This window comes from Oxalobacteraceae bacterium OTU3CAMAD1 (assembly GCA_024123915.1).
Lineage (GTDB): Bacteria > Pseudomonadota > Gammaproteobacteria > Burkholderiales > Burkholderiaceae_D > Rugamonas.
In genome coordinates this window covers 5,231,242-5,253,614 of sequence record CP099650.1, presented here as the reverse complement: position 1 = coordinate 5,253,614, position 22,373 = coordinate 5,231,242, and the positions used below count along the sequence as shown (strand labels likewise).

Sequence of the window (22,373 nt, the reverse complement as noted above, 5' to 3'; positions counted from 1 at the left end):
GGGCATTTGTGTTGAATAACAACATCGAAGCCGCATGCCGCCAAGCGGCCGGGACGCATTGACTAGCTCTGTGCTTGCAAGTGACACCTTGTCCTGGACGGACGATTGACAACTTGCTCAGCAACGTTTCCCTGCCGCTCCTTTAGAATTCGGAATGAGAGTACACGACTGTTTCGTGTCACGAGGAAGCGTCATGCAGCAAGAAAACCCGTTGACCGCGCAGGCGCTCGAAGCCGAGCGTTTTCGCCATTTCATCGTCAGCGTCACCGACTACGCGATCTACACGCTCTCGCCCGAAGGGGTGGTGATCACCTGGAACGCCGGCGCCCAGCGCTTCAAGGGGTATCGAGAGGACGAGATCGTCGGCCGCCATTTTTCCGTCTTCTACACGGCCGAGGAGCAGGCGCGCGGCCGGCCCGCCCTGGCGCTGGAGCAGGCCAGGACCACCGGCAAGTTCGAAGACGAGGGCTGGCGCGTGCGCCAGGACGGCACCCGCTTCCTGGCCAGCGTGGTGCTCGATCCGATCTGGGACGAGGCCGGCGGGTTGCTCGGCTTTACCAAGATCACGCGCGACATCACGGCCCAGCGCGCCGCGCAGGACGAACTGCACGCCAGCGAGGAGCGCTTCCGGCTGCTGGTGCAGGGCGTGACCGATTACGCGATCTACATGTTGTCGCCCGAGGGCGTGGTGACCAACTGGAACGAGGGCGCGCGGCGCATCAAGGGCTATGAGGCGGACGAGGTGGTCGGCCACAGTTTCGCGATGTTCTACACACCGGAGGACCAGGCCGCCGAGGCGCCGGCCGTGGCGCTGAGCACGGCGCTGACCGAGGGCCGGTTCGAGCGCGAGGGCTGGCGCGTGCGCAAGGACGGCACCCGCTTCTGGGCCAACGTGGTGATCGATCCCATCCACGACGCCGGCGGCAAGTTGCTCGGCTTCGCCAAGGTGACGCGCGATATCACCGAGCGCCGGCTGGCCGCCGAGCAGCTCGAACGCACGCGCGAATCGCTGCTGCAATCGCAGAAACTGGAGGCGATCGGCAAGCTCACCGGCGGCATCGCGCACGACTTCAACAATCTGCTCAACGTCGTCATGAACGGGCTCGACCTCCTGCGCACCGTGGCCGACCGCACCACGCAAGGCCGCGCCATGGACGCGATGGAGCGGGCGGCGCAGCGCGGAGCGGCGTTGACCCAGCAGTTGCTGGCGTTCGCGCGGCAGCAGCCGCTGCGGCGCGAGGCGCACGACGTCGGCCGCGTGATCCGCTCGTTCGACGCGGTGCTGCACCGCGCCGTGCCCAGCCGCATGCGGCTGCGCATGCAGGTGGCGCCGGACCTGCCCAACGTGCTGATCGACCCGACCCAGTTCGAGGCGGCCTTGCTCAACCTGGTCGTCAACGCGCGCGACGCCGTGCCCGGCGATGGCGAGGTGACGGTCGCCGTCGGCACGGTGGCGCTGGCCGCCGGCGAGGTGGGGCAATTGGCGGCCGGCAGCTACGTCCGGGTGGCCGTCTCGGACACGGGCATGGGCATGCCGCCGGAGACGCTGGCGCGCGCCGTCGAGCCGTTCTTCACGACCAAGGCCGTGGGCAAGGGCACGGGGCTGGGCCTGAGCCAGGTGTACGGGCTGGCGCAGCAATGCCAGGGCGACTTGGCGATCTCGTCGGTGGTGGGCGAGGGCACCACGGTGGCGTTGTATTTCCCGGCCATCGTCGATGCCAATGGCGAACACGCCAGTAACGGGCACAGCAAAGCGGAAAAGGTGCTGCTGGTCGACGACCAGCCGGACGTGCTGGAAACGGCGGTGGCGCTGTTCAGCCATCTCGGCTACGAGGTTTTGTCGGCCAACAACGGCGTCGAGGCGCTGGAAACCTTGCGCGGCGGCGGCGACATCGCCATCCTGTTCACCGACGTGGTGATGCCCGGTATCGGCGGGATCGAACTGGCGCAGATCGCGCGCCGCGAGTTCCCGAATATGAAGGTGATACTGGCCTCGGGCTATACCCGGTCCAGCCTGCAGGACCAGGGTTCCGAGCTGGATAGCTTCGACCTGATTCCCAAGCCTTACCGGCTCAGCGACCTGATCAAGATTCTGAAGTCCGCCCACGCCGACAAGGTGGGCGGTCCCTGATCAGCCCGTGTAGCAATGGAGGACCTGACCCCGGAGGATCACTGCGGCGTCAGGCCAGCATTTCGCCGATGCGCTCGGCGCTGGCGGGATCGACCGGCCGCAGCGCGTCGACCAGCTCGGCCACCGACGAGCCGCAGGCGTACAGCAACACGTCGCCCGGCCGGCACAGCGCCAGGCCGGCGCGCAGCGCGGCGGCGGGGTCCAGCTCCACCAGCACGCCGTGCGGTCCGCCCCGGGCGGCGCTGGCCGCCGCGTGCATCAGCGCGGCCCGCTGGCCGGGCTCGCGGCCGCGATGCTCGCTGTTCCATTCGTAGAAAATGGCCTGGTCGAAGCCGGCCTCGCAGGTCTGGCCGATGCGCCGGAAATCCTCGTCGCGGCGGTCGCCTGGCGAGGTTGCCACCGCCACCGTGCGGCCGGACGTCATGGCCCTGGCCGTGTCAGCCAGCGCGGCGAAGGCGGCCGGATTGTGCGCGTAGTCGACGATCACCTGCACGCCGCCAACCTCGTAGACGTTGGTGCGCATCGGATTGCGGCGCGCGTCCGAGACGAACGAGCGCAGGCCGGCGACTATCATCGCCGGCACCAGGTCGCTGGCCATCAGCGCGGCGGCCGCCGCCAGCGCGTTGGCGAGGTTGTGGCGCGCGCGCCCGTCCAGCGCGGCCGGGATGGCCCTGGCTTCCAGCAGCCGTTGGCGCGCCTTGCCGTCGGCCAGCATGACGGCGCCGCGCTCGATCCAGGCGGCGCGCCCGCCGCGCGCCAGGTGGGCGACCAGGACAGGGTGGCCGGCCTCGCAGCTGAAATAAATCACCTCGACCTCGGGGTCGAGTCCGGCGCCGACGGCCACGCAGCGCTCGTCCTCGGCATTCAACACCACCGCGCACGAGGCGGCACGCGCCACCACCGCCTTGACCCGCGCCAGGTCGTCGATGTTGTCGATCCCGTCCAGCCCCAGATGGTCGTCGCTGATGTTGAGCAGCACCGCGACGTCGCAGCGGTCGAACGCCAGCCCGCGCTTGAGGATGCCGCCGCGCGCCGTCTCCAGCACCGCGAACTCGACCTCCGGCGCGGCCAGCACCGAGCGCGCCGACCAGTAGCCGCTGCAGTCGCCCCGGGTGATGGCTTCGCCATTGATGAACACGCCCTCGCTGGTGGTGCAGCCGGTGCCGATGCCGGCCTGGCGCAAGGTGTGCTCGATCATCAACGTGGTGGTGGTCTTGCCGTTGGTGCCGGTGACGGCGATCACCGGAATGCGGCCGTCGCCGGCGCCGAACATCGATTCGACGATGGCCGCGCCGGCGTCGCGCGGCGTGCCGGCGCTCGGATATTCGTGCATGCGCAGGCCGGGCGCGGCGTTGATTTCGATCACCGCGCCGTTCCTGCCGTCAAGCGGCACGCCGATGTCCTCGCACACCAGGTCGATGCCGGCGACGTCCAGGTCGATCTTGCGCACCGCGCGCACGCACATGGCCAGCGTCTGCGGCGGCAACCGGTCCGTCACGTCCTCGGCGGTGCCGCCGCTCGACAAGTTGGCGTTGCCGCGCAACAGCACGCGCCGTCCGTCCGCCGCCACGCTGTCGAGTGCCAGACCCTGTTCGGCCAAGGTGGTCTCGGCGTGGCCGTCGAGCGGGATGCGGGTCAGGATATTGCTGTGGCCGTCGCCGCGCGCGGGATTGGCGTTTTCCCGTTCGACCAGTTCGCGCACGGTCGATACGCCGTCGCCGGTGACGGCGGCCGGGCGCCGCAGCGCGGCCGCCACCACGCGCTCGCCGGCCACCAGCACGCGGTAGTCGTCCCCCCGGATGTACCGTTCGACGATGATGGTGCGGCCGTGCTCGCGCGCGCGCTCGAACCCCAGCGCCACCTCGTCCGGCGTGCCGCAGCGGGTGGTGACGCCGCGCCCGTGGTTGCCGTCGAGCGGCTTGATGGTGACCAGGCCGCCCAGTGACAGGGCCGCGCGCCGGGCCTGCTCGAGCGAGCGCACCGTCGTGCCCTCGGGCACCGGCACGCCGGCCTCGCGCAGCAGCGCCTTGGTGAGCTCCTTGTTCGAGGCGATGCCGACGGCGATATGTCCGCTGTCGCCGGTGATGCTGGCCTGCAGGCGCTTTTGCTGGGCGCCCCAGCCGAGCACGAACAGGTTGGCCTCCGGCGTGAGCCGGCTGGACGGAATGCCTTGCCGGGTCGCCGCCTTGAGGATGGCGCCGGTGCTGGTGCCGATGGCCTGGCGCCGCGCCGTCTCGCGCAGCGCGGCCAGGCCGTCCTCCAGCGGACCGCCCCGGCCAGCGCGCGCACCAGCGCGATGGCCAGCTCGACCGCGTCGACGCCGACCTGCTCGAGTTCGTATTCGCAGACAACCCGGTAGCGTCCGTCGGCTTGGCCGGCCTCATGGGTGCGGCCGGCATTGACCGGGGTGCCGGCCAGGCATTGCAGCGCGAGCGCGACGTGTTCGACCACGTGGGCCAGGTTGGTGCCTTCGTGCAGCGCCCGCGCGAACCCGCCGTACTGTCCGGCCGAGCAGCGGTCTTCTTGCAGCGACGGCAAGATCTCGAGCAGGCGCTGGTTGAAGCCGGGGATGTCGCTGGTGCGCAGGTCGCGCAGGTGTTGTAAATCGAGCACGGTGAGGATGCAGGGATGCGTCGAATACAGGTTGGGACCGCGCAGCACGCGTTGTTCGAGGATGTTCATGATTCGTCATTCCGATCGGTGAGGAAGTCGAGGAAATCGGCCAGCGCGCGCGGGGCCGTTACGGCATCGTCGGGCAGTTGGCCGCGCGGGGCGGCGCTGTGCGGCGCCGCAGGGTCGGGCGGAGCCGCGAAGGCCGTGCCCGAGGGCAGCAGGTGCAGGCCCACGCCCACCAGGGTCGGCACGGCGCCGGCGCGCAGGTCGGCGATGTTGGTCTTGGCGGTGCGGCAGTCGAGCACCGTGACCGTGCCTTCGCCCATGATTTCAAAGCCGGCGCGGCCGTGCACGACCAGCGCGGTGTCCTCGTCGATGCCGGCGCCGAGCAGGAACGGGCTTTGCGCGACCACGCTGAGCAGCCGGTGGATGCGCTGGCGTTGCGAAAAATGCTGGTCGACCACGACCCGGTGCACGAAGCCGAGGCCGGCGCCGAGGCGCACCGCGCCCTTTTCAGGCGCCAGCTCGGCCTTGCCTTCGGCCAGCATGTGGGTGCACATGGCCGAGGCGCCGGCGCTGGTGCCGGCGATGCAGGCGCCGCGCAGGATGTGGGCGTCGCGCATGGCCTGCTCGACGGCGGTGCCGCCAATGTGGGCGACCAGCCGCTTCTGGTCGCCGCCGGTCATGAAGATGCCGCCGGCGCCGGCGACGATGTCGGCATTGGCAGCGTTGTCGGCGTCGACGCGGTCGCCGATGGGCACGTGGCGCACGTTGCGCGCGCCCAGGTCGTGCAGCGCGCCGCGGTACATTTCCCAGACGTCCTCGGGGATCTTGCTGGCGGCCGTCAGCACCACCAGCGGGCGCTCGGGACCGCCGGCCAGCGCCATGAAGCGGGCCAGGATGTCCTTGTTGTCGGTACGGTCTTCCCCGCCGCCGATGATCATCAGGGCGCCGGTGGCATGTGGTGTGTGTGGCATGGATGTCTCGCTGTCTATAATTCGTTGTACGGAAATGAATGAATGGCAAGCACAATGGCAAGCAGCTGAGGAAGTGTCGCAGGGAGCGCGGCGTGCCGGTAGGGCGGTTCGCCCTGTGCCGGTGTAAGCCAATGCTTACTTCGGTCCGCTCGAAACGGCGCGGCGCCGGTGCCGTATTGATGAGCTCGGCCCGGATTCGCTTCGTTTCTTAGTTGGCATCGTTGTAAAAAGTGGTTTACCATGAGATTTCATTGATTCAATTCCTTCGGGTCCGTATGAGTGATCACTCCACCGAGTGCCGCCGCAAGAATGAGGCGCTGGCCAGTATTATCGAGCTGGGCTTGTCCTATAAGGACGCGCTCGGCTATCCCAGCGCCAAAATTTACCTGATGGAACAGGCGGTCGATCAGGCGATCATCAAGCGGGTGTTGGCCAGTCCAGAGCGCCGCCGTGGCGCGCGCGAGCGCGGGTCCTGAGCGGGTTCTCCCCCGGTCTCAGTCATAGCGCGGCCGCGCGGCCGCGCCCATATCCCGTTCCGTACCCGCCGTCAGGACCCCAATGAATCAAGCCCTCCCCAGCATCCAGGATTTCCCGATCGTCGGCATCGGCGCCTCGGCGGGGGGACTGTCGGCCTTGCAAGAATTCTTTCGCCACGTCACGCCCGACATGTCGATGTCGTATGTCGTGATCATGCATCTGTCGCCCACCCACGAGAGCGACGCCGCCGCGCTACTGCAAAAGTGGGCGCCGATACCATTGATCGAGGTCAACGGGCCGACCCATATCGAGCCGGACACGGTCTATGCGATCCCGCCGAACCGGCAACTGGAGATGATCGACGGCTACCTGCGGGTGCGCGAGCGCGCCGCCGGCGCCGGCTGGCCGGTGGCGGTCGACACCTTCTTCCGCACCCTGGCGGCGGCGCACGGGTCGCGCGCGTTCGGCGTGGTGTTGTCGGGCACCGGCAGCGACGGCGCGTCCGGCCTGGTCGCGCTCAAGGACCACGGCGGCGTGGTGCTGGTGCAAAACCCGGACGAGGCCGAGTTCGCCGGCATGCCGCGCGCGGCGATCGACTCGGGCGTGGTCGACTTCGTGCTGCCGGTGGCCGAGATGCCGCGCAAGCTGGCGGCCGTGTGGGACAACGCGCGCCGCATCAGCTTGCCGCTGCCCAAGGGCAAGCCGTTCGTCGAGTCGAACGACAGCGCGCTGCCGGCCGAGGACGAGGAAGTGCTGCGCGATATCATCGCCATCCTGCGCGCGCGCACCGGGCACGACTTCGCCAAGTACAAGCGCGCCACCGTGCTGCGCCGCATCGAGCGGCGCCTGCAGGTGCGGGAAAGGCCGTCGCTGGCGCAGTACCGCGACCTGCTGCGCGACGACCGCGCCGAGAGCGACGCGCTGTTGCGTGACATGCTGATCGGCGTGACCCAGTTTTTCCGCGACACCGAGGCCTTCGAGAGCATCGAGCGCGACATCGTACCGAAGTTGTTCGCCGACGTCCCGGACGGCCAGGCGCTGCGCGTCTGGAGCGTGGGCTGCTCGACCGGCGAGGAGACCTATTCGCTGGGCATGCTGCTGACCGAGCACGCGGCCAAGAGCGCCAGCGGCGCCGACTTTCAGCTGTTCGGCTCGGACATCGATGAGCGCGCCATCGCCTTCGCCCGCGCCGGCCTGTACAACGCGGCCATTGCACGCGACGTGTCCGCGGCGCGGCTGGCCGAGCATTTCAACAAGGAGGACGGCCGCTACCGGATCAAGAAGTCGGTGCGCGACAAGATCCTGTTCGCCAGCCAGAACCTGCTGCGCGATCCGCCGTTCTCCAAGATCGACCTGATCAGCTGCCGCAACCTGTTGATCTACCTGAACCGCGATACCCACGCCCAGGTGCTCGAGATGTTTCATTTCGCACTCAACCCGGGCGGCTACCTGTTCCTCGGCGGCTCCGAGTCGGCCGACATGGTGGCCGATTTCTTCGTGCCGGTCGACAAGAAAAACCGCATCTATCGCGCCCGTCCGACGTCGCGCCTGCCGCGCTCGGCCATCCCGATGATGGCGCCGATGGCGGCCACCGCCGCCGTGCCGTACCCGGAACGTCCGCACGGCGACAAGCCGTCGTTCGCCAGCGTGCACCAGCGCGTGCTGGCCGAGTACGCGCCGCCGAGCGTGCTGGTCGACCAGCAGTCGAATATCGTCCACATGTCCGAGGGCACGGCGCAGTTCCTGCGACACGTCGCCGGCGAGCCGTCGCGCAACCTGGTCGCGCTGGCCGAGCCGGAGCTGCGGCTGGAGCTGCGCGCCGCGCTGTTCCAGGCGGCGCAGAGCGGCAAGAGCGTGGAGACGCGCAGCGTGCGCTTCGAGCGCGGCGACCGGGTGTTTTACGTCAACATGATGGCGCGCCCGTTCTACGACGCCAACACCGCCACCGATTTCATCCTGGTGCTGTTCCACAAGGTCGAGCAGACCACCGACGAGCAGGCCGGCGGCATCCCGCACGAGCCGGCGCAGGACACAGTCCTGTCGAGCCTGGAACAGGAGTTGCAGCGCACCCGGCAGCAGTTGCAGGACACCATAGAAAACTCGGAAACGTCGAACGAGGAGTTGAAGGCGGCCAACGAGGAATTGCAGGCAATCAACGAGGAGCTGCGCTCGGCCACCGAGGAACTGGAGACCAGCAAGGAGGAATTGCAGTCGGTTAACGAGGAACTGATCACCGTCAATTTCGAGCTCAAGAGCAAGGTCGAGGAGACGGGCAAGGTCAACGACGACCTGCAAAACCTGATCGCCTCGACCGACCTGGCCACCATCTTTGTCGACCGCGGCATGCGCATCAAGCGCTACACGCCGCACGCCTGCGATTTGTTCAACCTGATCGCCAGCGACGTCGGCCGGCCGTTGCACGACATCACGCACAAGCTGACCTATCCGGAGCTGTCGCAGGACGCGGCGGCCACGTTCGAGTCGCTGCGCCCGGTCGAGCGCGAGGTCGCCAGCGACGACGGACGCTGGTTCATCGCCCGCCTGCTGCCGTATCGGACCGGGCTGGACCAGATCGACGGCGCGGTGCTGACCTTTATCGATATCACCAAGCGCCGCCGCGCCGAGGAGCGCGTGCGCGCCAGCGAGGAACGCATGCGCCTGGTGGCGGCCAGCACCCAGGATTACATCATCCTCACGGTCGACCTCGACGCCACGATCACCAGTTTCAACAGCGGCGCCGAGCGCATCTTCGGCTACGCCGAGGCCGAGATCATCGGCCGCCCGTACGAACTCATCTTCGTGCCCGAGGACCGGGCGGCGGGGGCGGCGGCCGACGAGCAGCGCCGCGCGCGCGCGGAAGGCCGCGCCGAGGACGAGCGCTGGCACCTGCGCAAGGACGGCAGCCGCTTTTATTGCAGCGGCGTGCTCACGCCGCTGCGCGGAAGCGGTGGCGAGCTGACCGGCTACGCCAAGATCGGCCGCGACCTGACCGGACGCCAGGAGGCCGAGAAGAGCCGCGCCGAACAGCTCTCGCGCGAGCGCAGCCGCAGCACCCAGGCGCAGCGCGACAATGAGCAGAAGGACCAGTTCCTGGCCATCATGTCGCATGAACTGAAGCATCCGCTCAACCTGATCCACATGCACGCCGATGTGCTGCTGCGCCTGCCGACGGTGCGCGCCGAACCGGCCGCCCACAAGGCCGTCAGCGCGATCCGCTCGTCGACCATCAGCCAGGCCAAGATCATCAACGATTTGCTCGACCTGTCGCGCGTGTCGACTGGTAAGATGGAGCTGGACCGGCGCGACCTGGACTTCCGCGCGCTGGTGGGCAACATCGTCGAGGTGACCGGCGGCACGCCCAACGCGCCCCAAGTCGTGGTGCGCATGCCCGAGCAGGCGTTGCCGGTGCACGCCGACGAGGTACGGCTGGAACAGGTGGTGTGGAATCTGATCAGCAACGCCATCAAGTTCACGCCGCCCGGCGGCACCGTCACGGTGACGCTCGAGCATGACGAGCGCGAGATTCGCCTGTGCGTGCGAGACACCGGCCAGGGCATCCGCGCCGACGTGTTGCCGACCATCTTCGACATCTTCAAGCAGGGCACCGCCAACCCCATGCGCGGCGGCGTCGGCCTGGGCATCGGCCTGGCGCTGGTGCACGAGATCGTCAAGCTGCACGGCGGCCGGGTCACGGCTGAGTCGGCCGGCGTGGGGCAGGGCGCGGCGTTCACCGTGTACCTGCCGCGCGCGCTGGGCGCCGGGCCGCGCGCCGACGACGCGGCGCCGCCGTCGCGCGTGCTCGAGGGCGCGCGCCTGCTGGTGGTCGACGACAGCGCCGACGGCCTGGAGGTGTTCACCATGCTGCTCGAGCTGGAGGGCGCGGTGGTGACGGCTTGCGCCTCGCCGCTGGAGGCGCTCAAGTTGCTATCGGAGCAGCGTTTCGACCTGGTCATGTCGGACCTCGACATGCCGGAGATGGAGGGTACCGCCTTCATCCGGGAATTGCGCTCCCATCCGGACTACCAGGACGTGCCGGCACTGGCCATCACCGGCATGGCGCGCCGCCAGGATGTCGAACGCGCGCTCGACGCCGGCTTTTCGGCCCATGTGGGCAAGCCGGTGGACATGACGGAGCTGTCGCGCAAGGTCGCGCAGCTGTTGGAGAAAAACACGGGTACTTGATAAAATCGGCGGGCGCGTGGCGCGCCGGAAGGGAAACGATGAACGGAGTGGTTGTGGTGGGCGCTTCCGCCGGGGGCGTGGCGGCATTGACGGAGATTCTGGCGGGACTGCCGGGCGACTTTCCCGCGCCAATACTGATTGTGATGCATATCGGCGACCATCCCAGTGTGCTGCCGAGCATCCTGGCACGTAGTTGCGCCTTGCCGGTGCGCCACGCCGCCGACGGCGAAGCGCTGGCACCAGGCATGGTGTTGGTCGCTCAGCCTGGCCGCCATCTGATGGTCGAGCGCGACGGCGATGCTGTGCGCGCCGTGCTGGTGCACGGCCCTCGGGAAAACCATTCGCGGCCGGCGATCGACCCGCTGTTCCGTTCTGCCGCGATCGCTTACGCCGGGGGCGCCGCCGGCGTGATACTGACCGGTTTCCTCGACGACGGCGTGGCCGGCTTGGCGGCAATCAAGACGTGCGGCGGGACCGCCATCGTGCAGGACCCCGCCGATGCCAGCGCGTCGGACATGCCGCGCCACGCCCTTGAGCAGGTTGAAGTGGACCGGTGCCTGCCGCTGGCCGGCATCGCCGGCGCGCTGGTCGAGTGGGCCGCAGGGCTGTCGGAGCGCGTGGTGAACGGCGCGGCGGAAGCGCCGGAGTGGCTGACGGTGGAAAACCGGTTCGCGTCCGGCGGCGGCGAAATGAAGCAGCTCAAGCGTATCGCCACGCCGTCGCCCTATACCTGTCCGGAATGCGGCGGCAGCCTGTTTTCGCTGAATAATGCGCAGTTGTGCCGTTTCCGCTGCCATACCGGCCACAGTTACACGTTGCTCAGTTTGCTTCGGGAACAAGAGGAGGCCATCGAGGCGGCCTTGTCGAAAGCCTTGCGGGCGGTGCAGGAGAAGGAGAGCCTGGCCGAGCAACTGGCCGCCGAGTTTTCCGCGCGCAGTCTGGTGCCGGAACCAGGCTACGTAGCGCTGGCGCAACAGGCGCGCGCGGAAGCCGAAGCCCTGCGCGCGCTGCTGACCGGCGGCAAGTAGCGGATCAGTCGATCCGTCGAGCAATCGATCAATCGATCAATCGATCAACTGGCGGAACAGGCGGGTTGCCATCAGACCGACGGCGCTGTGGTGGCGCGCCGGCGTCATCAAAGATTGCAGCAGGCGCATCGCCGCCTGCTTGTTGCCCATTGATGCGACTTGCAATTCGAGTTGGCGCAGTTCGCCGATGGCCTCGTCGTCGTTGGCGCTAGTGTCGGTGGGGTGATGGCGAATTACGCCACGCATCGGGCCGCTGCGCGGGCTGTGATGCAGGCCCAGCGTGTCGAGCGCGCGCTGGCGGGCGCGGAAGCTCGGCGTGCGGGCCGCTGGCACCGCAGGGGTGTCAGACTCACCAGGCGCGGTGGCGATCCAGTCGCTCAGGATTTGTTGCTCGTAGGCGCTGAAGACGCCGAACATCTCGGCGCGCTCGCTCTGGATCAGGCGCCAGAAGCGGCTGTTGTCGGCCGGTTGGCCGCGCTGGATCCAGCCGGCTTTTTCCAGTTCGCCCAGCATGGCCGGAATCTGTTTTGGATCGGACAGCCAGTCGTTGATGCCACGGCCGCCCACGCGGCAATAGTCGGAATGCATGTTCTTGCCGACGACACTTTTCGCCGCCATGATGTGCACCAGCTCGGCCTCCAGGTCGAACTCGGCGATGACGGAATTGGTGCTGGCGCCCAGGTCGTTGAGGCGGTAGCCGTCCTGCACGCGGCGCAGGAAGGCGGCCGTGTCGCCGCAGCGTGGCAGCAATTGTTGCAGTGCCTGCACAGCCTTGAACGCGTGGCCGGTGCCGCCGTTGTCGACGGTGATGTGCAAGGTGAAGTAGTAGGGATCGATGCCGAGCTCGTTCAACTCGTAGGCGGTGATCAACAGGTGCAGCGGCAGCTGTTCGTAGCCGAGGTTGTAGCCGATGATCTCCGGCAGGAAGTGTTCGGCGTCGTAGGCCAGCGCGAGCTGGATCGCGCCTTGCACGAAGTGGGTTTCCTCGACATCCTGCCACTGGTCGCAGCCGTGGCTGGCCAGCAGTTTTTTGTACAGCACGACGTGGTTTTTGTCCGGCACGCCGTCGCCCAGTTCTTCCAGGTAGGTTTGGATCAGCGGGCGGAAGTCGGGGTCGTCCCAGCGTTCGAGTACGCCGTACAGCCAGGCGCCATCGACCAGCTTGGTCGGGGCCACGTGCTTGAGGAAGAACAGCGCGTGTGCCTTGGTGCTGAAGTAGCGGCGAGGGGCGCCGTCGCGGCGTTGCTTGAGGTAGGCGTTGTATTCGGCGCCGATCGCTTCGGAGCGTTCGGTGATCCAGGTTTCCATGTCCGCCGTGTTGTCGGGCAGGTCGGAGCTGAGCAGGCGGGCTTGCTGCAGCTGCTGTTCCAGGAAGGTGCGGGCCATTGCGCGGTCGTTGCCGACAGGTACGCCGGGCGACAGAGCGCGGTAGACGGCGCTGGGGACGGGTGCGGCGCTGGTGTTGCTTTTAGTGGCGATGCTGTCTGGCAATGCCTGGGCGAGTAGGGACATGATGTTCTTCCGAAAAAGTGAGACGGCATCAAGCTCGTCTATATAGTCGGTAGATTATCCCAGCAGCAGGGGACGCGCCCAAGGGGCGTTCCCCTGTGTTTGTGTAAGACAGAGCTTACATTGCTGGTTTGCATTGGGGCCCCGGGCGGCTTTCAAATGGCCGATTACGGCGTTCCGCCTAATCCGCCCTACGTGGAACCGTGGCGATGCCGCCGTCAACGGCCGGCGCCGACAAAAAACCGTGGCGACGCCGCCCCCCGATGGCCGGCGCCGACGAAAAACCATGGCGACGCCGCCGATGGCCGACTCCGACGAAAAACCGTGGCGACGCCGCCGCCGATGGCCGGCGCCGACGAAAAACCGTGGAAACGCCGCCGGTGCCGACGGCCGGCGCCGACGAAAAATCGTGGAGACACGTAGGGCGGATTAGCGCAGCGTAATCGGCCATGCATGCGTCGCCGATCGCGCATACTTGGCCGATTACGGCGTGCCGCCTAATCCGCCCTACGTGCTTCCGTGATTACGACTCGGCCGTCTTGGCGCTTTCACCCCGGTTGGCCTGCACCCGCTCGGCCGCTTTTTTCCCCGCTAGGAAGGCGTGATCCGAGTTGTAATACTCCCACTCGCTATAACGTCCGGCCAACACGATATCGTGCTGTTCCATCCAAGCTCGCACCGTGGCCACATTCTCCGCCCGCGCATGGTCGTACACCACATACGCATACGGCATGTCGACCTGGTTGGCCGTGATCACCCGGTCATCCTCGCGCATCATGCCGACCTTGATGCAGTCCTGGATGCACCGCTCGATCAGCTCCTCGCCATCCAGCGGCAAAGGTTTCCACGGTGAATACGAGATTTCGCAGGTGAAACCGAATCCCCCGGGCGCGTTGCATTCGGGGCTGGCGTTGCCCTGCACGAAGATACGGTGGAAGATGCTGTCCTCCGGATAGTAGATCCAATGCTTGTCGGTGACATCCGTGCGGGCAATGCCAATGTTGACGCAGCGAATCGAGATATGTTTCAGTCCATCCGCCGCCCGCCGGACCTCCGGCGGCGCCGCGTTGCCGACCAGCCGCACCAATTCCGGCAGCGGCATGGTGCTGATCAACTGCTCATATTGCAGACGGCGGCCGTCGGCCAGCACCACCGTGTGCTCGTCCGGCAGGACGCACACCGCGTCCGCGTTGAGCTCGATCTTGCCGCGTATGTGCGGCAGGAAGCCCGAGACCAGCGCCTGGAAGCCGCCGCGCTTGGGGTAGCCGAAGCGGGCGTTCGGTCCCATCGGCTTGGCGACCGGCTCCAGCGCGCCCTCGATGATCTGGTTCAGGTCCGGCAGCGGCACGCGTCCGCCCAGCCACGAGGTTTCCATTTCCTTCAGCGGCACCGTCCACAATTTCTTGTTGTACGGGATGGCAAAGTGGCGCGCGATGCCTGCGCCCCAGACGCGGTAGATAAAGTGTTCGAAGTCCTCGCCCTTGGCGGCGGTCGACATCGCGCTGGCGCTGCTGTTGGCGACATCGGCGGTGCCGTCGGCGCAGCAATCCTCGACATCGGCGCTGGCGCAGCTTTCCGCCTTCTCAGTCAGCCCGTAGCGCGATTCGATGGCGCCGACGATGCATTCCTTGATGACGGCCGGCGGCAGGCCGTACAGCGCGCCCTGGAACGGATAGCGGGTGAACACCTGCTTGCTGTAGACCCAGGCCTCGCGCATCTGCCAGTGCTGGTTGTCGCCGAGCAGGATGTCATACAGTTTGAGCACATACGGGTCGTTGGAGAACATGATGTGACCGGCGTAGTCGAAGGTGAAGCCCTGGTCCTGGATCGAGCGGCACCAGCCGCCGACGGTGGCGTTACGCTCCAGCAGCACGGTGTCGGCGCCGAGGTGGTAGGCCGCCGACAGGCCGGTCGGGCCGGCGCCGAGGATCAGGCAGCCGGTGCGTTGCGCGGCCGACGCCTGGCGCATCGGATTGACGACGGCGCTGCCGGCCGCCACCTCGGCGGCAGCGGCGACGCGCGTGCCGTCCTGCTGGCTCAGCTTGGCGCCTTTGCCGGACGGCGGCGTGTTGGCCAGCAGCGTGCGCATGGCGTCGGCGGTCGCTTCCCACGAGGTTTTGTCGACCACGGCACGCATCTTCTCGTTCAGGGCCGAGCGCAGCACGGGCGTCATCGCCAGCGCCGCCTCGCAAGATTCGATGAATTCCGCGTGGCTGTGCGCCACCCAGACGATGTCGCTATAGGGATCTTCGACATCCTTGATGGCGGTGCTGACGGCCGGCAGTTCGGCCGCCATGTATTCCAGCACCTTGGTCGGGCTGATGTAGCGGGTCGCCTCGTTGAGCGCGAACGGCAGCAGGCACACATCCCAGCCGGCCAGGAAGCGCGGCAGGTCCTGGTACGACTGCTGGCCCAGGTAGTGGATGTTTTGCCGTTGCGGCAGCGACGCTGGATCGATCTTCACGACCGGGCCGACCATCACCAGTTGCCACTCCGGATGGGCGTCGGCCAGCGCGGCGAGCAGCGGGGCGTCGAAGCGCTCATCGATGACGCCGTAGTAGCCCAGGCGTGGACCCGGGATGCCCGCGTGCAGCGGATGGGCGTTGCCACGGTCGAGCGCCTGGTGGAAGTGGGCGGCGTCGACGCTGCTGGGGAAGCAGTGGGCGTTGTCGTGGCGGCCGCGCTTGGCCTCGTACAGACTGGGGCCCCCGGTGAAGACCAGGTCGGCGATCTTGAGCAGCGCCGTCTCGCGTTGCAGCAGTTGCTTGGGCGGGTTCTTGAACGCGGAGAGTTCATCCATGCAATCGTAGACCACCAGGCCGGCGTGCAGCGGCGGCAGCAGCGGCAGCGCCATCGGCGTGTAGAACCAGACGATGGGGGCTTCGTCACCACGGCTGAGCTCGGCCAGCAGCGGTTGCAGCAGCGGTATCTGGTCGTCATGGAAGCCGGGCGCCTGAACCGGCGTGTGCGGACGATAAACGGTGATGTTGGGCGCGGGTGACGAGCTCTGCAGGAAACTTTCGCCTTCATGGAAAACCGGCTCTTCGACAAAGGCGATTTTGTAATGTTGTGCCAGGCGCGACAGGAGTTGTTGCGGGCGCTGAAAGACGAAGTCCCAGCGCAGATGACAAAAGACGATGATGGTTTTCATGAAGTTCTCCCTGTGCCCTCGCGGGTCGTGAATAGTTAGCTCGCCTGGCCGGCAAAGAGCGCTAGCGTTCGCTTCCATGGATCGCGGCGGAGGTTGAACGTAAAGGCTGTATGCGAAGTCGAGGCTGGAATAATCGCTTACGGATGCGACGATTTCTGTGCGGTGGAGCTGCTATCGCGATAGAAATAATCTGTCACCAATCGTAGCAACGATTGGGTGATTTTTCATTTCAATTCCGCTGGGAAAAGCAGTTGTAAATTAGCTGCACTATCGCGGTATTTTCACCATGAATTTGCTTTTCCAAGCGGAATTGGAATGCGTGGCGCGGCTAAGATTGCTAGCATTCTTTTTTCGCCGCGCAATCGGCGCGGCATCGACGAAAAGGATGCGCATGAGCCAGTTTGAATATCCGAGACCGCAACTGGTACGCGACGCGTGGCAGTCCTTGAACGGCGAGTGGGAGTTCGCCTTCGACCACGAGCAGCGCTTCAGCCACGTGGGCGATCCGATCGATTGGAGCGCGCGCATCAACGTGCCGTTCGCGCCGGAATCGAAGGCCAGCGGCATCGGCGATGAGTCGTTCCACATGGCGTGCTGGTACCGACGCACGTTTGATCTCGATCAGCGTGGCGCCCACACGATGCTGCATTTCGGCGCCGTCGACTACCATGCGCGCGTCTGGGTCAACGGCGTGCTGGTGGCGGAGCACGAGGGTGGGCACACGCCGTTCCACGCCGACATCACCGACGCGCTGGTGGAGGGGCCGACACAGACTATCGTCGTGCATGTCGAGGACGATCCGGGCGACCTGGCCAAGCCGCGCGGCAAGCAGGACTGGCAGCCGGAGCCGCACTCGATCTGGTATCCGCGCACCACCGGCATCTGGCAAACGGTGTGGATCGAGGCGCTGCCGGCGACCTACATCGGCTCGCTGCGCTGGACGCCGGTGTTCGACGGCTTCGAAATGGGCTGCGAGGTGCTCGCCGGCGGCGATATCCGCAACAACCTGGCGGTGTCGGTGCGGCTGCTGCACAACGGCGTGCTGCTGGCGGCCGACCGTTACCTGCTGGTGGGGCGGGCGGCCAACCGCAAGATCGTGCTGTCGGACCCGGGCATCGACGACTCGCGCAACGACTTGTTGTGGAGCCCGGAACGGCCGACCTTGCTGGACGCGGAGCTGACCTTGTACTGCGGCGACGAGGTGCTCGACACGGTGCGCTCGTACACGGCGCTGCGCTCCGTGGCGATCAACCGCGACCGCTTCATGCTCAACGGCCGGCCGTATCCGCTGCGGCTGGTGCTCGACCAGGGCTACTGGCCCGACACGCTGATGACGGCGCCGTCCGACGAGGCGCTGCGCCGCGACGTCGAGCTGGCCAAGGAGATGGGCTTCAACGGCGTGCGCAAGCACCAGAAGATCGAGGACCCGCGCTACCTGTACTGGGCCGACAAGCTCGGACTGCTGGTGTGGGAGGAGATGCCGTCGGCGTACGCCTTCAGCCCGCGTGCGATGACGCGGCTGATCAAGGAGTGGACCGAGGCGATCGAACGCGACTATAGCCATCCGTGCGTGATCGTGTGGGTGCCTTTCAATGAATCGTGGGGCGTGCCTAACCTGACGTCGACGCAGGCGCACCGCAACGCCGTCGAGGCGCTGTACCACATGACGCGCATGCTCGACGCCACGCGGCCGGTGATCGGCAACGACGGCTGGGAGGCGTCGGCCACCGACATCCTGGGCATCCACGATTACGACGCCGATCCGGAGAAGCTGCAGCAGCGCTACGCCGTCACCGATCCGGTGCGCACCTTGTTCGACCAGCGCCGTCCGGGCGGGCGCATCCTGACCCTGGACGGCTTCCCGCACCGGGGCCAGCCGATCGTGCTGACCGAGTTCGGCGGCATCGCCTTCGATCCGAACGCGCCGGCGCACCACACCTGGGGCTATTCGCGCGTGGGCGACGCCGAGACCTATCTGAACCGGTATCGCACCTTGCTCAAGGTGGTCAACGAGACGGTGATGTTCAGCGGTTTTTGCTACACCCAGTTCGCCGACACCTTCCAGGAAACCAACGGCTTGCTGAACGCCGACCGCAGCCCCAAGGTGCCGCTGGCGCAGATCAGCGCGGCCACGCGCAACAGCGCCCCCGAGCCGGACCGGAGCCACGATGCGCCGTAGTCCTACGTCAACAGCAGCGGTGGGCTGACAAGGTCCGGCTGAGTCAGTCGTAGAATGCACTGGTCGGATCGTTTGTCGACGCGGCAAGTGGCGATGCCGATGGAAGACGCCACAACCGTTGATTATTTGGAGATGAAAATGACCAAGGAAAAGCAGTCGGGCGGTGGCAACAAACAATCCGCCGAGCAGTCCGGTAACAGTTCCGGCAGCCCGGCAAAAGCGAAAGCTGGCAAGGATGCCGCAAGCCACACCAAAGCCGATACCGGCAAAGGCGCGGGCGGCGGTAAAAAACAAGCGCGCAAGCACTAAGTAAGCACTCAGTGTAAAACGCTCAATTCAATAGTCAGGGAGAAGAAAAATGAACTTTATCGGATGGATTGTTATCGGTGGTTTGCTGGGTTGGATTGCCAGCAAGGTCATGAACACGGACGCGCAACAAGGAATCTTCCTTAACGTGATCGTCGGTATTGTCGGCGCCTTCCTCGGCGGCCTGGTGATCGCTCCGTTGTTGGGCACGGGCACCATCAACGATGGCGACTTCAGTCTCGGTTCGCTGGGCGTCTCGTTCCTCGGCGCAGTGGTGCTGCTGGCGATTGCCAACCTCGTCTTCCGTGGACGAGCGCGCTAACAGCCGTAGTCACGCGCAGGATGAAAACACCGCCGACATGGCGGTGTTGTCGTTTGGGCGCGAGAAAAGTACATACACCCTCAAATCCCCCGTCGAGACACGTGGGGCGGATTAGCGAAGCGTAATCCGCCATGCATGCGTCACCGACAGCGTAAAATACCGCCCTGATCCCCACAACGGTATGTATTGGAACGCCAGGATATGCAGGAAAACAAGGTCGCCGCGCAGTTTCGTCCGGACTTGGCGCGGCCGCGCCAGCTGGTCGCACCCGCCTGGCTGGCGATGCTGATCAATGGCGCGCAGGTCGAGGCCCGGCCATCGGCCAACTGGCGCCTGCTGGAGGTCGGCTGCGGCGGCGCCGCCTTGTTCGAACACGCCCACATCCCCGGCGCCTCGTACATCGATACCGGCGATTTCGAATGCGAACCGCTGTGGAACAAGGTCGGGGATGAGGTGCTGTTAAGCCTGCTGCTATCGCACGGCGTGCGCCACGACATCACGGTCATCCTCTACGGCCGCAACAACCTGGCCGCCGCGCGGCTGGCGCATCTGCTGCTCTACGCGGGCGTGGAGGATGTGCGTCTGCTCGACGGCGGCTTCGCGCTGTGGCAGGCGGGCGGTCACATCTGCGCGCGAGGGCCTGTTCATCGGGCCGCCCACCACGCGATCGCCGATTTCGGTGTCGCGTTCCCCGTCCATCCCGAATATCTGATCGGCACAAGCCAGGCACGTGCGTTGGTCGCCACCACCGATGCCGCATTGGTCAGCATCCGCAGCGAGGCGGAGTTCCTTGGCAAAGTATCCGGCTACAGCTATATCGCGGCGCGCGGGGATATTCCCGGCGCGCGATGGGGCAGGGCCGGGGTCGATGGCGACGTCAATAGCATGAGCGCTTACCATCTTGCCGATGGCCGCATGAAGCCGGCCGCCGAGATCGCGCTGCAATGGCAGGAGCATGGCATTGTCGAAGAACTGCTCATCGGATTCTATTGCGGTACTGGTTGGCGTGCGTCCATGGCGTTTTTCTATGCATGGTTGATGGGCTGGCCCCGCATCAGCGTCTATGACGGGGGCTGGCTGGAATACTCGCAGTCGCGACTTCCAATCGCACTCACTCAGAATCGCATTTCGGCATTCAGCGCCAGCGTGCGCGGCGCGGTAACGAAGCGCCGGTAGGCCGGGAATACATAGGTTGTCTGTGCCTTGTCTTCGAGGTTCTTTACCGCCAGGCCAACGGACCATTTCTCGTCCGGCGATATATAGCGCACACTGAGGTCGGTCCTGCTGAATCCGGCCTGGTAGGCGCCGGGAATATATTGTTCGGCACTGACATAATAGCCCGTCGACAACTTGGTATTGATTCCCGCCGTGATCTCCGCACCGTTTACGTCAAAGACGTGCTCGTACCCGAGCGTTGCAGTCCATTTGGGCGAATTCTGCATGACCCGGCCTTCCAGCTCGAACGCTCCTTGGTTAAAGAAGGGATTGTTGGGCAATGATGCCTGGCCATATTTCGCATTGAGATAGGTGAAGGCGGCCTTGACGCGATCATCGCGTGTCAGCTTCCAGTCCACCCCCAGTTCGGCGCCGCGATTGCGGCCAGGGGTGGAGGTATTCGTCACCGTGGGGAAATTCAACGTGGCGCCAGTATTGCCCAGCTCAAGCACTTGAAGATAAGTGACTTGATAATCGTTGTAGGTGTATGAAAACACGCTCGCGTTCACTTGCAGCATGTTGTTCAAGAAACGGCTCTTCAAGCCCGCTTCATACGTCTTCAGCTTTTCCGGATCGTAGGATATGGCGGGAATGGTTGGCGACAAACCACCTTGTTTAAACCCGGTGGCGATGTGGGCATAGGCCATGGCATTCTTGGCCACATCGTATTCGACCCCAGCTTTGTATTGGGACGACGGGCCGCTGGTGCGCTCCGCTTGGGAGAAGGCGAAGCCGGTACCTTCGTTGACGATGGAATATTCCTGGCCTTGGCGGTCATGGCTGTAACGCAGGCCAGCCGTTATTCGAAACTTGTCCGTGACCGGCTGCGTCGCTTGTCCAAACACCGCCACTGTCCGGCTTGGCAAGTATTGTTGGGTGTAACTGAAATCGCCGCTGGTCTGCGCATCGCCGAAACCGCCGCCAATGCCGAGATAATAGGCGCCCAGGAGCCATTTCGTCGGGGAGCTGGCGGGCGACGCGAGTCGGGTTTCCAGCGACCGGTAGGTGTTGGGCACCGTCACCACGCGGTACGGACTTTGGAGCGTACCGAACAGAAAATTGCTGGAGATGGTATTTTCTTCCTTGGTATATGCAGGCAGGACGGTCAGCGTGGCAAATCCCAGGTCCGCTTCAAGCTGCAGCGACACGGAATCGGCCGACCGTTTGATGTATCCCGGAACGTGGGTGCTGTCGTTGGCCCACGGGCTCGACGATGCCGTTGTCCATCCGTTTGGAAAGCGCCATATCGGCGCGCCGCCCGTGAAGGGCGCGCCGCCCACGATCGTGGGATCGAAGTTGCTAGCGAAAATTGTTGGTGGGAATGTAAGATTGCCTGCCGACCCGGGGACGGGCACCGTGTTCGCCCCCTTGCCCTTTTCCCGGAAAGACTCCACTTTGGCAACGACGGACCAGTCGGTGTTCGGACGGTAAAGAAGTTTGAGGCGCGCCCCCCGGCTGTCGGCATCCATCGCTCCGTCGTCGAGATAGCCGTCGCGCTTTTCCCGGAAGCCTGCGAAGCGTAATGCCAGTTCGTCGGTAATGGGCAGGTTGACCATGCCTTCGCCGCGCCGCAAGCCGAAGTCGCCGACCTGCCCGCGCACAAAACCGCTGCGTTCCTTCAACACCGGATTAGCGGTCAGTATATTGATGACACCGCCTGTCGCATTGCGCCCGTACAGCGTTCCTTGCGGCCCGCTCAGCACTTCCACCCGGTCGATGTCATAGGTGCCGCCCACCAGCGATTCTGTGCGCCCCAAATACGCGCCATCGACCATCAGCGCGACTGCGGGATCGGCAAAGCTGGGGTCGACGGAGGACCCGACGCCACGGATGAAAACCTGCGCGCCCTGGGCCAGACCCTGCACTTCAACGCCGGGCACATTGCGCAGCACCGCATCGACGGAATTCTGTCCCTTCGCCGCGATCTCTTCACCGCTGACGACGGAGATGACCAGGGGCGTTTTTTGTGCCGACTGCACACGCTTTTGAGCGGTGATGACCACTTCCTGCAGTTGCCCGGTGTTGGCCACCGCCTTGTCTATGGCGGTGGCGGTGGCGGTGGCGGCGACGGAGCCGGCGTCCTGGGCGAAGGCGGCGGACGTGCCGAGGACGGCGGCGATCGCGGTGTGGCGTAGCACCACCCGGTGAACGTGGCGTGTTTGGAAAGGTTGTGGGCGCTGTTGGGCGCGGTGCTGCATGTTCATTTTTGTCTCCTGCACAGGTCAGTCAAGCTGGATCAGCGCTGAGCCTTGTGCTTTATTGTTGAGTTGACGGCGTGATTAC

General features: G+C 65.7%; 13 protein-coding genes and 1 pseudogene. 8 read left to right on the top strand and 6 right to left on the bottom strand.

The window, feature by feature from the left end:
* Positions 1-193: 193 nt before the first annotated feature.
* Positions 194-2,131 carry a PAS domain S-box protein gene (locus tag NHH88_22240; GenBank protein ID USX12397.1) on the top strand — a complete coding sequence of 646 codons (1,938 nt, stop codon included), beginning with the start codon at positions 194-196 and terminating at the stop codon, positions 2,129-2,131.
* A 49-nt stretch (positions 2,132-2,180) separates the two neighbouring features.
* On the opposite strand, the gene cphA is transcribed toward NHH88_22240, so the two are convergent.
* The 3 genes and pseudogenes from cphA to NHH88_22225 all read right to left on the bottom strand — a co-directional run bounded on the left by cphA (position 2,181) and on the right by NHH88_22225 (position 5,721).
* A complete protein-coding gene (gene cphA / locus NHH88_22235) occupies positions 2,181-4,346 on the bottom strand; it encodes a cyanophycin synthetase (GenBank protein USX17400.1) in 2,166 nt (721 codons plus the stop codon).
* 119 nt (positions 4,347-4,465) lie between these two features.
* Positions 4,466-4,813, bottom strand: a pseudogene (locus tag NHH88_22230) (cyanophycin synthetase).
* Positions 4,810-5,721 (bottom strand): cyanophycinase, encoded by a 912-nt coding sequence (locus NHH88_22225; protein ID USX12396.1) that lies wholly within the window; start codon positions 5,719-5,721, stop codon positions 4,810-4,812. The pseudogene NHH88_22230 and the gene NHH88_22225 overlap by 4 nt, the downstream one beginning before the upstream one ends.
* Before the next feature lie 275 nt (positions 5,722-5,996).
* Here NHH88_22225 and NHH88_22220 point away from each other — a divergent pair, with 275 nt between their 5' ends.
* From NHH88_22220 to NHH88_22210, 3 genes are all read left to right on the top strand, one after another.
* Complete coding sequence (locus NHH88_22220) at positions 5,997-6,197, top strand: hypothetical protein (protein ID USX12395.1); 201 nt, start codon at positions 5,997-5,999, stop codon at positions 6,195-6,197.
* An 82-nt stretch (positions 6,198-6,279) separates the two neighbouring features.
* Positions 6,280-10,380: a PAS domain S-box protein gene (locus NHH88_22215; protein USX12394.1), complete on the top strand. Its 4,101-nt coding sequence runs from the start codon at positions 6,280-6,282 to the stop codon at positions 10,378-10,380.
* 38 nt (positions 10,381-10,418) lie between these two features.
* Positions 10,419-11,408 carry a chemotaxis protein CheB gene (locus NHH88_22210; protein ID USX12393.1) on the top strand — a complete coding sequence of 330 codons (990 nt, stop codon included), beginning with the start codon at positions 10,419-10,421 and terminating at the stop codon, positions 11,406-11,408.
* Between the two features lie 36 nt (positions 11,409-11,444).
* Here NHH88_22210 and NHH88_22205 read toward each other — a convergent pair whose 3' ends face one another.
* Positions 11,445-12,920, bottom strand: coding sequence for an iron-containing redox enzyme family protein (locus NHH88_22205; GenBank protein ID USX12392.1), 1,476 nt, complete (start codon positions 12,918-12,920; stop codon positions 11,445-11,447).
* Between the two features lie 520 nt (positions 12,921-13,440).
* Complete coding sequence (locus tag NHH88_22200; GenBank protein USX12391.1) at positions 13,441-16,068, bottom strand: NAD(P)-binding protein; 2,628 nt, start codon at positions 16,066-16,068, stop codon at positions 13,441-13,443.
* 391 nt (positions 16,069-16,459) lie between these two features.
* Between NHH88_22200 and NHH88_22195 the strand changes: the two genes are divergently transcribed.
* The 4 genes from NHH88_22195 (at position 16,460) to NHH88_22180 (ending at position 20,051) form a co-directional block, all read left to right on the top strand.
* Positions 16,460-18,247 (top strand): glycoside hydrolase family 2, encoded by a 1,788-nt coding sequence (locus NHH88_22195; protein ID USX12390.1) that lies wholly within the window; start codon positions 16,460-16,462, stop codon positions 18,245-18,247.
* 99 nt (positions 18,248-18,346) lie between these two features.
* Complete coding sequence (locus NHH88_22190) at positions 18,347-18,556, top strand: hypothetical protein (protein ID USX12389.1); 210 nt, start codon at positions 18,347-18,349, stop codon at positions 18,554-18,556.
* A 49-nt stretch (positions 18,557-18,605) separates the two neighbouring features.
* On the top strand, positions 18,606-18,875 hold the full coding sequence (locus tag NHH88_22185; GenBank protein ID USX12388.1) for a GlsB/YeaQ/YmgE family stress response membrane protein: 270 nt from the start codon (positions 18,606-18,608) through the stop codon (positions 18,873-18,875).
* 201 nt (positions 18,876-19,076) lie between these two features.
* Complete coding sequence (locus NHH88_22180; protein ID USX12387.1) at positions 19,077-20,051, top strand: rhodanese-like domain-containing protein; 975 nt, start codon at positions 19,077-19,079, stop codon at positions 20,049-20,051.
* On the opposite strand, the gene NHH88_22175 is transcribed toward NHH88_22180, so the two are convergent.
* The gene (locus NHH88_22175; protein ID USX12386.1) at positions 19,991-22,294 is read right to left on the bottom strand and encodes a TonB-dependent receptor; all 2,304 of its coding nucleotides are present in this window, start codon (positions 22,292-22,294) and stop codon (positions 19,991-19,993) included. The genes NHH88_22180 and NHH88_22175 overlap by 61 nt on opposite strands.
* Positions 22,295-22,373: the final 79 nt, after the last annotated feature.